Origin of the sequence: Cryobacterium sp. MLB-32 (genome assembly GCF_000738085.1) — a bacterium.
In the GTDB taxonomy this organism is placed as follows: Bacteria; Actinomycetota; Actinomycetes; order Actinomycetales; family Microbacteriaceae; genus Cryobacterium.
Map to the genome: position 1 here is coordinate 1 of NZ_JPRS01000083.1, position 13,615 is coordinate 13,615.

Annotated in this window: 14 protein-coding genes and 1 pseudogene; 11 read left to right on the forward strand and 4 right to left on the reverse strand. The window is 66.1% G+C overall.

The window, feature by feature from the left end; genetic code table 11:
- Positions 1-263 precede the first annotated feature (263 nt).
- The 4 genes from JF66_RS10120 to JF66_RS10135 all read right to left on the reverse strand — a co-directional run bounded on the left by JF66_RS10120 (position 264) and on the right by JF66_RS10135 (position 2,551).
- Positions 264-1,154, reverse strand: a complete 891-nt coding sequence (locus JF66_RS10120; RefSeq protein ID WP_035877540.1) for a TIGR01777 family oxidoreductase — start codon at positions 1,152-1,154, stop codon at positions 264-266.
- Positions 1,155-1,160: 6 nt separating this feature from the next.
- Positions 1,161-1,592, reverse strand: coding sequence for an OsmC family peroxiredoxin (locus JF66_RS10125; protein ID WP_035877543.1), 432 nt, complete (start codon positions 1,590-1,592; stop codon positions 1,161-1,163).
- A 76-nt stretch (positions 1,593-1,668) separates the two neighbouring features.
- The gene (locus JF66_RS10130) at positions 1,669-2,127 is read right to left on the reverse strand and encodes a DUF4395 domain-containing protein (protein ID WP_035877544.1); all 459 of its coding nucleotides are present in this window, start codon (positions 2,125-2,127) and stop codon (positions 1,669-1,671) included.
- A complete protein-coding gene (locus JF66_RS10135; RefSeq protein WP_035877545.1) occupies positions 2,120-2,551 on the reverse strand; it encodes a thioredoxin family protein in 432 nt (143 codons plus the stop codon). The genes JF66_RS10130 and JF66_RS10135 overlap by 8 nt, the downstream gene beginning before the upstream one ends.
- A 119-nt stretch (positions 2,552-2,670) precedes the next feature.
- Here JF66_RS10135 and thyX point away from each other — a divergent pair, with 119 nt between their 5' ends.
- The 11 genes and pseudogenes from thyX to JF66_RS24320 all read left to right on the forward strand — a co-directional run.
- Complete coding sequence (gene thyX / locus JF66_RS10140; protein WP_051973386.1) at positions 2,671-3,381, forward strand: FAD-dependent thymidylate synthase; 711 nt, start codon at positions 2,671-2,673, stop codon at positions 3,379-3,381.
- Positions 3,382-3,390: 9 nt separating this feature from the next.
- The gene (gene dapA, locus JF66_RS10145; RefSeq protein WP_369797994.1) at positions 3,391-4,410 is read left to right on the forward strand and encodes a 4-hydroxy-tetrahydrodipicolinate synthase; all 1,020 of its coding nucleotides are present in this window, start codon (positions 3,391-3,393) and stop codon (positions 4,408-4,410) included.
- 29 nt (positions 4,411-4,439) lie between these two features.
- Positions 4,440-6,116 (forward strand): ribonuclease J, encoded by a 1,677-nt coding sequence (locus JF66_RS10150; protein WP_035877547.1) that lies wholly within the window; start codon positions 4,440-4,442, stop codon positions 6,114-6,116.
- A 96-nt stretch (positions 6,117-6,212) separates the two neighbouring features.
- A complete protein-coding gene (locus JF66_RS10155; protein ID WP_231556370.1) occupies positions 6,213-7,046 on the forward strand; it encodes a hypothetical protein in 834 nt (277 codons plus the stop codon).
- On the forward strand, positions 7,001-7,255 hold the full coding sequence (locus JF66_RS24315) for a hypothetical protein (protein WP_231556371.1): 255 nt from the start codon (positions 7,001-7,003) through the stop codon (positions 7,253-7,255). The genes JF66_RS10155 and JF66_RS24315 overlap by 46 nt, the downstream gene beginning before the upstream one ends.
- The gene (locus tag JF66_RS10160; RefSeq protein ID WP_035877550.1) at positions 7,252-7,953 is read left to right on the forward strand and encodes an ABC transporter ATP-binding protein; all 702 of its coding nucleotides are present in this window, start codon (positions 7,252-7,254) and stop codon (positions 7,951-7,953) included. The genes JF66_RS24315 and JF66_RS10160 overlap by 4 nt, the downstream gene beginning before the upstream one ends.
- Complete coding sequence (locus JF66_RS10165; protein ID WP_035877552.1) at positions 7,950-9,185, forward strand: ABC transporter permease; 1,236 nt, start codon at positions 7,950-7,952, stop codon at positions 9,183-9,185. Before JF66_RS10160 ends, JF66_RS10165 begins: the two co-directional genes overlap by 4 nt.
- 198 nt (positions 9,186-9,383) lie before the next feature.
- On the forward strand, positions 9,384-12,254 hold the full coding sequence (locus JF66_RS10170) for a DNA translocase FtsK (protein ID WP_035877555.1): 2,871 nt from the start codon (positions 9,384-9,386) through the stop codon (positions 12,252-12,254).
- 4 nt (positions 12,255-12,258) lie between these two features.
- Positions 12,259-12,861 carry a CDP-diacylglycerol--glycerol-3-phosphate 3-phosphatidyltransferase gene (pgsA, locus tag JF66_RS10175; protein ID WP_051973389.1) on the forward strand — a complete coding sequence of 201 codons (603 nt, stop codon included), beginning with the start codon at positions 12,259-12,261 and terminating at the stop codon, positions 12,859-12,861.
- Positions 12,854-13,369, forward strand: coding sequence for a CinA family protein (locus JF66_RS10180; RefSeq protein WP_035877557.1), 516 nt, complete (start codon positions 12,854-12,856; stop codon positions 13,367-13,369). The genes pgsA and JF66_RS10180 overlap by 8 nt, the downstream gene beginning before the upstream one ends.
- 158 nt (positions 13,370-13,527) lie before the next feature.
- Positions 13,528-13,615 (forward strand): annotated as a pseudogene (locus JF66_RS24320) (transcriptional regulator); the annotation flags it as partial.

The following is a 13,615-nucleotide window of genomic DNA, read 5'->3' on the forward strand; positions in this document are numbered from 1 at the left end:
CTCGGTTTCGCCTACGACGCCTCCGGCGACCGCAAGCGCGCCCGTCGCTCCATCCGCACGGCCATAGCGCTCGAGCGCGCCCCGCACTAGCCGGAACCACCGGTCGTGAGTCGCTGGTCGAGGCGCGAGGAACGAGCGATCGAGGCCTGGTGGGGTGCTGTCGTGTCGGGTGTGAGCGTTGGCTTGCGGGGTCTCGGTCGCTCCTTCGTCGCGCCTCGACCGGCGGGAGGGTCGCCTTGCCACGAGCGGCGGGAGGGTGGTCGCTACGGCTGGCGGAGCATCCAGTCGATCGCGGTGGCCGGCGTCGGATGCGTGAACACGAACCCGTCCTGGAGCAACTTCGCCGGACTCGCGTTCTGGTCCGCCAGCAACAGCTGGCGGGCGGCGTCCTGCAGCAGGAGCGTGAGCACCTTTTCCGGTACCGGAATCTTGAACGGGCGGTGCAGGGCGGTGGCGAGCAGGCGCATAATCGCGTTCGCGGTAGCGGGAGTAGGACCGACCAGGTTGACCGGCCCAGACAGTTGTGACGTCAGCAGGTGCACGATGGCGGCCGCCTCGTCGTGCAGGCTCACCCACGCCCAGTGCTGCCGTCCGGTGCCCAGCGGACCGGACAGGCCCAGCTTCGTGATGGGCAGTAGCGGCTTGAGCGCACCGCCCTTGGCCAGCACGAGTCCCGTGCGCAGCATCACAACGCGGGTCGAATCAGGGGCGAGGGCCGCTTCACGTTCCCACGCCACGACGACGTCGACGAGAAAATCCGAGCCGGGGAGCGCGGTCTCGTCGAGGCGTTCACCGGGCCGGTTTCCGTACACGCCCACGGCGGAACCGTTGAGCAGAATGGCCGGCGGGGTGGGGGCCTCGCGCATGGCGTTGGTCAGGGTGCGCGTTGCCTGAATGCGAGAGCGCAGGATTTCCTGACGATACTTCGCAGTCCAGGGCAGGCGGGCCAGCGACGCCCCCGACAGGTTGACGACAGCGTCGACCCCGTCGAGCGCGGCCGGGTCGAGGGACAGTTTCGCCGGATCCCAGCGAATTTCGTCCGGGCCGGTCGGCGCCCGGCGAACGAGACGAACGACGTCATGGCCGGCGACTCCGAGCTGCAGCGACAGCTCGCTGCCGATCAGGCCGGACGCTCCCGATATCAGCACCCTCATGAGCGGCTAGGCCAGTTCGGCTTCGATCGTGATCGGAATGCCGGTGAGGGCCTTCGATATGGGGCAGTTGACCTTGGCGTCCTGGGCGAAGGCCTGGAATTCCTCTTCGGTGACACCGGGGATCTTGGCGCTGACAAGCAGGTGACTGCCGATGACGCCCTTGCCCGCGGCAAAGGTCACCGCCGCGGTGGTCTGGATGCTCGTGGGAACGTGCCCCGCGGTGGTGAGCGCGTTGGCGAGGGCCATAGAGTAACAGGAGGCGTGGGCCGCCCCGAGGAGTTCCTCCGGGTTGGTCGTGTTCGCGACGCCTTCGGAGCGCGCCTTCCAGTTCACCGAGAACTCGGCGGTGTGCGAGGAGTCGAGCGTGACAGTGCCGTTCCCGGCTGCCAGGGTGCCGGTCCAGACGGTGGTTGCTTCACTCGTGAGCGTCGTGGTCATGGTGTTACCTCCTGAAGGTGGAGTTCCACCCTATCCGTCGATTCACAGGGCCGCACACGTCTTGTCTGGGAAACCCCTACACGCGAGCGGGCCGCGCGCGCACCACAAGCAGGTAGATCTGGCACCCAAGGCAGTAGTCGAAAACGGCGTTGAGGAACGCGGCCACGAAGGCGACAGCCGCGGCAATTCCCACGGCTTCCGGCACTCCGAGGAGGCCCAGAACCACGCCGACCAGGGTGACGGCGAGTCCCACGGCTTGGGCGAACGTGGGCGGTGCCGCTTTCTCCAGCTCGAGCGGCGGCGCGAGACGCGGGCGAACGAACGTCTTGAACAGCAGGCCGTACGGGTGACGTCCCGCCCCGAAAAGAGCGCCCCACGCGAAGAGCGCGGTGATCGCGATCAGCAGCCCGAGTGCGGCACTGGGCGCCCCGACGAGGGCAAGGAAAACCGTCGTCAGGAGCAGGGTCGCCGTAATGGCCGCACCAAAGCGCGGTCCGCGAGGATCGATGTCCGGCCGCGCCGCACGCTCAGACAAGGCTGCCCGTGAGCTCGTCGAGGTGGCGGTGAATGTCGGCGGGGGTCGGTACCCCGCCGACCCGGGCGCGAACGCGGCCGCTGGCGTCGAGTATGAGGGTGGTCGGCGTCTGCATGATCGAAAAACGGCTGGCGAGATCGGCGCGGTGGGAGACATCCACATCGAGGTGCACCACGCCCGGGCGTTCGCCGGCCGCGCGGGAGAGCAGGCGTCCGGTTCCCGGGCACCGGGCGCACCACTGGGTGGAGAACTGCACGAGGGTCGCGTGGGTGCCGAACGAGACGTCGCTCGCGACATCCGTTGCGGTGATCACGTCGCCGGTGACCAGCGAAACACGGCCCTGACGGCTGCGCCAGACCAGACCGAGTGCGGTCGCGACAGCGACGAGGCCCATGAGCAGGGCGGCGGCGACAAGAGGATCCATGGCGGCAACTTTACGTCGGCAACCTCGGATTCGTCGCACTGTGACGACACGTTACGTAGCCGTACCCGAATTGCCCGACTACAATTCAGTCCGTGCCTGAAATCGAATTCCGTTCCGAAATGACCGTTGAGCTCGTGCGCTCGAGTGCCCACGATTCCGACGTGTTGTTTGCTGCCCGCGTATCCACCCTCGGGGAACAGACCCTCGAAACCAGTCAGCTGGACGGAGCGGAGACCGAAGCCGACGAGAAGCGCAGCACCGGGCTCATCAATTACCTGATGCGCGACCGACACGGATCGCCGTTCGAGCACAACTCGATGACGTTCTACGTGCGCGCTCCCATCTTCGTGTTCCGGGAATTCATGCGGCACCGGATCGCGTCCTACAACGAGGAATCGGGGCGCTACCGCGAGCTCAACCCGGTGTTCTACGTTCCCAACAGCGACCGCAACCTCGTGCAGGTGGGCAAGGCCGGCGCGTATGACTTTCTGCCCGGCACGGCCGAACAGACCGCGCTCGTGGAGCAGCAGACCCGCGCCGCGGCCGTGCACGCCTACGAGGCGTACCAGCGCATGTTGGAGGCCGGCGTCGCCCGCGAGGTCGCGCGCATCGTGCTTCCGCTCAACATTTACTCGTCGATGTACGTCACGCTCAACGCCCGGTCGCTGATGAACTTCCTGAGCCTGCGCACCAAGCGCGAGGGGTCTGTGTTCCCGTCATTCCCGCAGCGCGAGATCGAAATGTGCGCCGAGCAGATGGAGACTCACTTCGCCGAGCTCATGCCGCTCACCTACGCCGCGTTCAACAAGAACGGCCGCGTCGCGCCGTAACCTGGATTCATGGAGAGCCCGTGGGAACGCGTAGGCGATAACCTGTATGTCGTGAGCTCTCCTACGAATCCCTTTGGCCAGGTGCTAGTCGCCCTCGTCACCCCTTTCACGTTCGACGGCGAAGTGGACTGGGCCGGGGTGGAGAAGCACATCGATGATGTGATCAACGCCGGCGCGGACGGCATCGTCGTCACCGGGACCACCGGCGAAACCAGCACCTTGACCGACCCGGAAAAGATCCGGCTCGTCGAGGTCGGCAAGTCCGTGGCCGCCGGTCGCGCCAAGATCATCACCGGCGGCGGATCCAACGAGACCGCGCACGCCATGCAGCTCGCCCGGCAGAGCGAAAAGGCCGGCGCCGACGGCAACATGATCGTCACGCCGTACTACAACAAGCCGACCCAGGCCGGCATCCTCACGCATTTCCGCATGATCGCGGACGCCACGGATCTGCCCGTCATCCTCTACGACATTCCCGGACGCACCGGCGTTCCGATCAACTACGAGACCATCCTCCGCGCGGCCAAGCACCCCAATATCCTCGCGGTCAAGGATGCCAAGGGTGACTTCGCGCAGGTCAGCCGCGTGCTCAACCAAACCGACCTGCTGTACTTCTCCGGCGACGACGCCAACGTTCTGCCGCACCTGTCGATCGGTGCCACCGGACTCATCGGTGTCACGGCAAACATCACCGCCACGCCCTATCGCCAGATGGTCGACGCGGTCAATGCGGGCGACCTGGCCTCGGCGACCGCCGCGCACATGCAGCTGGAGCCGCTGGTGCGTGCCGTCATGACGCACGTGCCCGGCACCGTCGCGGTCAAGTACATCCTGCATGGTCTGCGCCGGATCGGCAGCCCGCGCGTGCGCCTGCCCCTCGTCGGCCCGGAAGAATCCGAGGCCGCGCAGATCGAGGCGGAACTGGACCACGTGAAGAACATTCCCGGGGTAGACTTCAGCAACTTTCGCCCCGATCGGAACGCGGCAGCCGGTGGCTCGCTGCCCAAGGTTGCCGGCACCACGCGGTAGCCGTCGGGCCCAGCACGTGAGGAGAGACAATGGCCACCATCGTCTTTGCTCCACCGGACCTGCCGACGGGAACCCTGCGGGTGATTCCGCTCGGCGGGGTCGGCGAAATCGGCCGCAACATGACCTCCTTCGAGTACGAGGGCAAGATCCTCATCGTCGACTGCGGCGTGCTCTTCCCCGAGGACCGGCAGCCTGGCGTTGATCTGATCCTGCCTGATTTCACTCCGATCCGGGAGCGCCTCGACGACATCGTCGGAGTGGTGCTGACCCACGGACACGAGGACCACATCGGGGCGGTGCCCTATCTGCTGCGCTTGCGCGCGGACATCCGCCTGATCGGGTCGAGGCTCACCCTCGCGTTGCTGCAGGCGAAGCTCCAGGAGCATCGAATCGTACCGGTCACCCTTCAGGTGGCCGAGGGCGGACACGAGCGGATCGGCCCGTTCGACCTCGAGTTCATCGCCGTGAACCATTCCATTCCCGATTCCCTCGCGGTGGCCATCAAGACCCCGGGTGGCACGGTCCTGCATACGGGCGACTTCAAACTGGACCAGCGTCCATTGGACGGACGCGTCACCGACCTTGCGGCCTTCGGGCGGTTGGGACAGGAAGGGGTCGATCTGCTGATCGTGGACTCCACGAACGCGGATGTGCCCGGGTACACGGCGTCCGAGCGCGTCATTCGCCCCGTGCTTGATGACGTGATCCGTCGGGCTCCCCGCCGCGTCATTGTGGCGAGCTTTGCCAGTCACGTGCACCGGGTGCAACAGGTGTTGGATTCCGCGTTCGACAACCACCGGAGGGTCGCTTTCCTCGGGCGTTCCATGGTGCGCAACATGGGGATTGCCGTGCGGCTCGGGTATCTGCACCCTCCGGACGGTGTTCTCGTGGATTTCCGGAAATCCGCCGGCATCCCGGAGAACGAGATGGTCTACATGACCACGGGGTCGCAGGGGGAGCCGATGGCCGTGCTGAGCCGAATGGTCAGCCGGGAGCACGAGATCGTGGTTGGCCCCGGCGACACAGTGTTGCTGGCGTCCGGCCTCATCCCGGGCAATGAGAGCGCGATCTACCGCATCATCGACGGGCTGACCAAACTGGGTGCCCATGTCGTGCACAAGGGAAACGCCGTCGTGCACGTCTCGGGCCACGCTGCTGCGGGGTCGCTGCTGTTCGTGTACAACATCGTCAAACCGCTGAACGTGCTCCCCGTGCACGGTGAACCGAGGCATCTGTTCGCCAACGCCGAGCTCGCCATCGAGACCGGTGTGGCGGCCGAGAACGTGTTCGTGGCCGAAGACGGCATCGTGCTCGATCTTCGCAGCGGTCGGGTGACCCAGGTCGGCCAGCTTGACATCGGCTATGTGTTCGTCGATGGGTCCACGGTCGGGGAACTGACCGAGGCCGACATCAAGGACCGACGCATCCTCGCCCAGGAGGGTTTCATCTCGGTCATCGTCGTGGTGGCGGTCGCCACCGGAGCCGTCATCGTGGGACCGGAGATCCACTCCAAGGGCTTCGCTGAAGACGAATCGGTCTTCGATGAGGTGAAGCCCCTGATCGTTGCGGCCCTGGTCGAGGCCGCGGTCAACGACGTGCGGGACATGCACGCGCTGTCCCAGATTGTGCGCCGAGTCGTGGGCCGCTGGGTGAATGTCACGTTCCATCGTCAGCCGATGATCGTGCCGCTCGTCATCGAGGCCTGACCGGCGGCCGAATGTCCCCCATCGGGGGAATAGGGTTTCCGCTACGATCGTGGGAACGGCCGGCCATGGCTGGTCGGCGCGAATTCGGGGGAATCAGTGAAACTGGCGCGAACATGGATATTTCCGATCCTGCGGTTGCTGGTGATCTCGCTGATCGCGGTGGCGCTGGTCAAGCTGGCCTTCTTCCCGGATGGTGCCGAAGCGGGCGGAGATCCGACCCAGCCCACCGGCCAGATCACCGAACCGCAGGTACCGGTCGCGCTCGGCACCATCACGAACAACGTGACGCTCACCGCCACGGTGAGCGCGGATGCCGCCCTGCCGGTCAAGGCAACGGCTGTCGGCACGGTCGATGAGCTGTTCGTGGCGGCGGGGGCCCCGGTGACCGCCGGTGACAAGATCTATGACATTCGCGTGGAGACGATCAAGGATCCGGTCGAGACAACGGATGCCCTCGGTCAGGTCACCATGACCCAGCCCAAACCTGTCGTCACGTTCTCCAAGGTGCTCGCCCCCGCCACGGGCCTGCTGAGCTCGCTCACGGTGATCCATGGGCAAGCGGTCACGGTGGGCGATGCTACCGGGCAGGTCGCTCCGCCGAGCTTCTCGGTGAGCGGTTCGCTCAGCCCCGACCAGCAGTATCGCCTGCAGACCCGGCCGACAGAGGCATCCGTCACGATCACGAACGGACCGGCGCCGTTCACGTGCACCGGACTGGCCGTCAGCACGCCGCTGGCCGGCGCGGCAGCCGACCCCGCCGCCGGTGCGGTGCTCCCGCCGCAAGCGGCACGACGGTGGCCTGTGCGATCCCGGCCGACGTGGTCGTGTTCTCCGGCCTGGCCGCGACGATCACGATCGCAGCCGGACAGGCCGATAACGTGCTCGTGGTTCCGACGACGGCGGTCAAGGGCTCGGCGGCGAACGGCGTGATCTGGCTGGTACTGCCGGACGGCACGACGGAGGAACGCCCCGTAACGCTCGGCATGACTGACGGCACAAGCGTGCAGATCCTTGACGGTCTGGCCGAGGGTGACCTGGTGAACGAATTCGTGCCCGGAGCCGTCGATCCCGCGCCCGATGGCTGCACCACCCAGCCGGACGGCAGCGTGATGTGCATGGGCGGCGGGTACGCGCCGTGACGCTGCTGCACCTCGAGGCGGTGACGCGCACGGTCGATCTGGTCGACGCCCCGCCGCTGACCATCCTGTCGGGCGTGGACCTCGACGTCGACGACGGGGACCGGGTGTCGATCGTCGGTCGTTCCGGATCGGGCAAGACCACTCTGCTCAACCTGCTCGGGCTGCTGGACAATCCCACGACCGGTGTCATGCTCTTCGACGAGCGTCCCGTGCAGTCCTTCTCGGGCGCCGAACGCGACCGGGTTCGGGGCCGCCATGTGGGTTTCATCTTCCAGCAGTTCAACCTGCTGCAGGGACGCACGGCTCTCGAAAACGTGATGACGCCCCTGCTCTACGCGCAGGGCCGCCAGTTCTGGCAGCGTTCGCGGATCGCCGCCGAGATGCTCGAACGGGTGGGTCTGGGCGACCGGCTCGACACCATGCCCGACCGCCTCTCGGGAGGTGAACAGCAGCGCGTGGCGATCGCTCGCTCGCTTGTGCGCGGCCCCCGGCTGATCCTTGCCGACGAGCCCACCGGAGCGCTCGACCTGGAAACCGGATCGGCGGTGATGGACCTGATCGACGAGGTGGCCCTCGCCTCGGGCGCGGCCCTGGTCACCATCACGCACGACCCGGCCATCGCCGCGCGAGCCACCCGGCACCTGCGCCTCGACCACGGCGTTCTGCAGGCGGCCCCGATCGTTCCGGTGGCCGCGTGAACGGCCTCGTCACGAGCCTCGTGGGCTCGTTTGTGGAGGCTTGGCAAGAGCTGCGCATCCACCGCACCCGCGTCATGCTGTCGCTGATCGGAGTGGCCGTGGCCGTGTGTGCGATCACGACGGTTGTCGGCCTCGGCGCCGTCGCCCAGCAGGCCCAGATCGAGCAGAGCGAACGCCAGAGCGGGCGTCCGGCGAGTCTGTCCCTCTACGCCTCGATGAACGACGGCACGGCGCCGCCCGAGGCGGCCATGCAGGAGGCCTGGACGAGCGTGCTCGCCCGGTACCAGATCTCCTATGCGACCCGCGTGATGAACTCCAGCAAGACCGTGCAGTTCGCCGACGGTGCGGCGCCGGTGAACATTCTCGGCGTCGACCAGCCGTACGGCACCATGCACCGCATGCAGCTCAGCGAGGGAAACTGGTTCACGCAGAGCGATGCGCTCCGGCTGGCTCCCGCCGTGATCGTGAACTCCGTGTTCTACGATCGCATTGGGCGCCCTGACCTCGCCGACCACCCGACGGCGACGCTGGTCGGAGCGCAGAACACCACCGCCGTGATCACCGGCGTTTACCCGTCTTCCACGTGGGACACCGCGCCGGCCATGTATCTGCTGTACGACACCGTCACCGCGCTGTCGGTCGACTCTCCCCAGGACCCGATGAATTATGGCAGTCCCGCGCCGCAGTATGAGATGTGGGTGCCACCCGAGCTCGCCGACGAACTCACCCTGGCGGTGCAGCGTGACGTGCAGGCCGCCCTCGGGAGTGGGGCGAACGCCCAAATGAATCGGCAGGACTACGCGAGCTTCAACGGGGATCCGTACCTTCCGCTCCAGCTCGTGGTCGGGGGAGTCGCCGGTCTGGTGCTGCTTCTCGGGGCCCTCGGCCTCGTCAATATCGCTCTCGTCACGCTCAAGCAGCGCATCCGAGAGATCGGCATCCGGCGGAGTTTCGGTGCGACGGCCGGCCGGGTGTTCTTCGCCGTGATGATGGAGAGCGTGGTCGCGACGGTCGTTGCCGGCTTCGTCGGCGTGATCGCCGCGGTGCTCATTGTGAAGAACCCGTGGCTTGAGGGTCTGATCGGACAGGGGCAGGTCACCGAATTTCCGCCCTTCCCCGTCGAGGCCGCGATCCTCGGTCTGGTCTGCGCCACGGTCGTCGGAGCCCTTGCGGGTCTGGTGCCGGCCCTTGTGGCCGTGCGGGTGAAGGTGATCGACGCCATCCGCTACTAATACGGCCCGCAACCCGCGCGGCACCGCGGCGTCCGGACCCGGCCACGATGCCCATCGGGCGGGTGCCCGCCGATGACGGCGCGGTGGCAAAGCGGCGGCGTGTCGTTCCCTCGACCCTGCGGGCATCTGTCTGGCGAACCGGATGCCCGATGGGCGTGGGCTCACCGGGAACCGGCGGGTCAGCGGTACCGTGGAACCATGGCAACGAGCACGAAATCGACCGGTCGAACCCGCAGCACCCCTGCGCGGGGAGCACCGGCGCGCAAGCCTGCCGCCAAAACGCCCACCGCCAAGACGGTGAAGTTCACCGAGACCGAGGTCAAGCCGAGTGTGGCGGCACGCATGTGGATGGGTCTGGCCCACGTCACCGGCGGTGCCGCGCGAGCGCTCGGCCCCGAAAAGCTGTCCAAAGACGAACGTCGCGACGGCCTTCCTTTCTTCCTCGTGCTGCTCGCCATCGTCGGAGCCATCGTGGAGTGGTTCCTGATCAACAATGCCGTGGCCCAGAACCTGGACGCCTGGACGTTCGGCGGGCTCTTCGGCCGCGTCGCCTTCGCCCTGCCCGTCATCATGCTGGTCTTCGCCGTATGGCTCTTCCGCAAGCCGAGCTCGGTGCACGACAATGGCCGCATCGGCATTGGCCTGACCCTGCTCCTTGTGTCCGTGTCGGGTCTGTGCCATATCTTCGGCGGGCAGCCCGAGCCGAGTGCGGGCATGAACGTACTCGCCCTGTCCGGTGGCGTGATCGGCTGGATGATCGCGGCCCCTCTTATTCTGCTCACGACCGCGGTCGGCGCGTCGATCGTGGTGATCCTGCTTCTCATACTGAGTCTCTTCATCATCACCAAGACCCCGCCCAACCGCATCGGCGCACGGTCTCGGGAGCTCTACACGTGGCTCTTCGGTGCCCAGCTTCCCGATGAGGAGGACGCCACCACGACCGCCTCGTCACGCAAGACGGCCAAGACGGCCAAGACGGAGAGGATCGGCAAGACCGAACAGGTCGAACTCGACGGCGTCGACGGGGATCCGGCTGCCCTGCCCTGGTGGCGGCGCAATACCAGCCAGCGTGAGGAAGACCCCGATTTCAGCAGCGCTGTCAGCACCGAGAAGGGTGGGGCCGGCGACGATCATACCGCGGACCCGCTTGGCGTGCTGCTCGGCGGCGACACGTCTCGCGGCGGGTTTGACACACCGCTCGAGAACGCGGCGGCATCGTCGCCGGACGACCACTACGGCACAGAGGTGCTGGAAGACCTGCGTCGGGCCGAACGTGCCGTGAAGCGATTCACGGGAGAGATCGACCTGACCAAGGAAGTGTCGACGGGACTGCACTCCGACGACCCTGCCGGCCTCACGGAGGTCATTCCCGATTACGCCGCTGCCGCAGCTGCCACCGCAGCGGCATCGGAACCCGACGAGGCACAGGCGCCGGGCGAGCCGGAATCGACCGCCCCCTACGTCGTGCCCTCGGCATCCACTTTGACCGCGGGTCCGCCCGCCAAGGCGCGGTCGGCCGCGAACGACGTCATCGTCAAATCGATCACCGAGGTGCTGCGCCAGTTCGGAGTGGACGCGAAGGTCACCGGCTTTTCCCGCGGGCCTACGGTCACCCAGTACGAGATCGAGCTCGGCCCCGGCGTCAAGGTCGAACGGGTGACCGCCCTGAGCAAGAACCTGTCCTACGCGGTCGCGTCGAACGAGGTGCGCATCCTCTCGCCGATTCCCGGCAAGAGCGCCATCGGCATCGAGATACCCAACACCGACCGTGAGATCGTCACGCTCGGCGATGTGCTGCGGTCTCCGGTGGCGACCAACAGCACCCATCCCATGACGATCGGTGTGGGCAAAGATGTCGGTGGTGGATTCGTGCTCGCGAACCTGGCCAAGATGCCCCACCTTCTCGTCGCCGGTTCGACCGGTTCCGGTAAGTCCAGCTTCGTGAACTCGATGATCACCAGCCTGCTCATGCGTTCGAAGCCGAGTGACGTACGAATGGTGCTCATCGACCCCAAGCGCGTGGAACTCGCGGCCTACGCGGGTGTTCCCCACCTCATCACGCCCATCATCACCAGCCCGAAAAAGGCCGCGGAAGCGCTGCAGTGGGTCGTCAAAGAGATGGACATGCGCTACGACGACCTGGCCAGCTTCGGCTTCCGCCACATCGACGACTTCAACAAGGCCGTCGTCGGGGGCGAGATTGTGCTGCCCGTCGGGAGCGAGCGCAAGCTCAAGCCCTACCCGTACCTCCTGGTCGTGGTGGATGAGCTCGCCGACCTGATGATGGTCGCCCCGCGTGACGTCGAGGACTCGATCGTGCGCATCACCCAGCTCGCCCGAGCATCCGGAATTCACCTCGTGCTGGCGACCCAGCGACCCAGCGTGGACGTGGTGACCGGCCTCATCAAGGCCAATGTGCCGTCGCGACTGGCCTTCGCCGTGACGAGCGTCACGGACTCTCGGGTCATCCTCGACCAGCCGGGAGCCGACAAGCTCATCGGCCAGGGCGACGCGCTCTTCCTGCCCATGGGAGCCTCCAAGGCGATCCGGGTACAGGGCGCTTGGGTGACCGAGGACGAGATCGAGAAGGTTGTCAAGCACGTCACCAATCAGGCCCGCCCGGACTATCGACCGGATGTGGCGATGGTCGTACCCCGCAAGGAGATCGACTCCGATATCGGGGATGACCTTGAGGTTCTCCTCGCAGCGGCCGAACTCGTGGTATCGACGCAGTTCGGATCGACCTCGATGTTGCAGCGCAAGCTGAGGGTTGGTTTCGCCAAGGCCGGACGGCTGATGGACCTGCTCGAGTCCCGAGAGATCGTCGGTCCCTCGGAGGGGTCCAAGGCCCGCGACGTGCTCGTGTCGGCCGAGCAACTGCCGAGCGTGCTCGCCCGCCTGCGCGGTTCCGACGAGGAGCAACATCTGAAGCAGGCGGCGGCACCCGGTAACACGCTGCCCGACCCGCGATACGCTGACGATCCCGTACAGAAAATGTCACAGGGGTATCCTGAAGTAGAGGGCAGCTCAGCAGACGAAGATGCCTGGAATCTAACCGACAGGGACTGAGCATATGGCGTCACCGCACGATCCCCTCGTTCGCCCCAGCAACTGGAATGTACCCAACGCCATCACCGTGGTGCGCATTCTGCTGGCACCGCTTTTCATCTGGATGCTCTTGGCCGACGGGGGAGCGGATGGTGCCCTGCGCTGGGCCGCCGCCGTTCTCTTCATCATCGCCATCGCCACGGACGGCATCGACGGCGCGATCGCACGAAAGCACAACCTGGTCACGGACCTGGGCAAGCTTCTCGACCCGATCGCCGACAAGGTCCTCACCGGCGGCGCTCTCGTCTGCCTGTCAATTCTCGGCGAGCTGCCGTGGTGGGTCACCATCGTGATCCTGGTGCGTGAAGTCGGCATCACCGTCTTCCGCTTCGTCATGCTGCGGGACCGCGTGATCCCCGCAAGCCGTGGCGGCAAGCTCAAGACCCTGGCTCAGTCCGTGGCGATCTCCGTGGCCCTCCTGCCCCTGTGGCTCATCTTCGGCGATGTGCCGATGCACTGGGTGAACACCGTGCTCATGTCGATCGCCTTCGTGCTCACGGTCGTGTCGGGCATCGACTACCTCGTGTCAGCGTGGCGCGAGAATTCCAAAAAGGGCACGAGTGCCTGACGCGGCTCCACAGGGGGACCCGACTGCCGACCTGATCGCCGAACTCACCGCAGCTCACTACACCATCGCCGTTGCCGAGTCGCTGACGGGTGGACTGCTGGTGGCCGAACTCGTTCGGGTGCCCGGCGCCTCCGTCGTCGTGAACGGCGGCGTGGTGGCCTACAACACCGAGCTCAAGAAGACCCTGCTCGGCGTTGATTCGAGTGTGCTCAACGTACACGGACCGGTGCACCCGGACGTGGCCAAGCTCATGGCGATCGGTGTGCGGAACCTTCTCGCCGTCAACGGTGACCGGGCCTCGATCGGCGTGTCGACGACGGGCGTGGCCGGTCCGGGTCCGCAGGGTGGACATGAGGCAGGAACGGTGTATATCGGTTTGGCCAAGGGCACCGGCGCGTGGGCGATTCCGCTCCAGCTGACGGGTGATCGTGCGGCGATCAGGGCCGAAACGGTCACGAAAGCGATCGAGGCTGTGCGTGAGCTGTTAGCCCGGGAAGCGCCGGAATAGATCATGTTACGTCTGGGTTACATCGAGCACATTAACAAGTAAAGTCCAGTCCTCCTCGATAGTCTCGTGTTGTCATAATCGCCAAGCGGCGTAAAATGACCGAAGATGCACCAACCGTTGCTCTCGAGTATGTGGACAGGCCAAAGAAGGAGGTTCCGATGATTCTTGTTCGTCAGGAAATCGGCGATGTGCTCAGGGACTTCCGCCTGCAAAAAGGTAGAACTCTGCGACAGGTCGCAAGTAAAG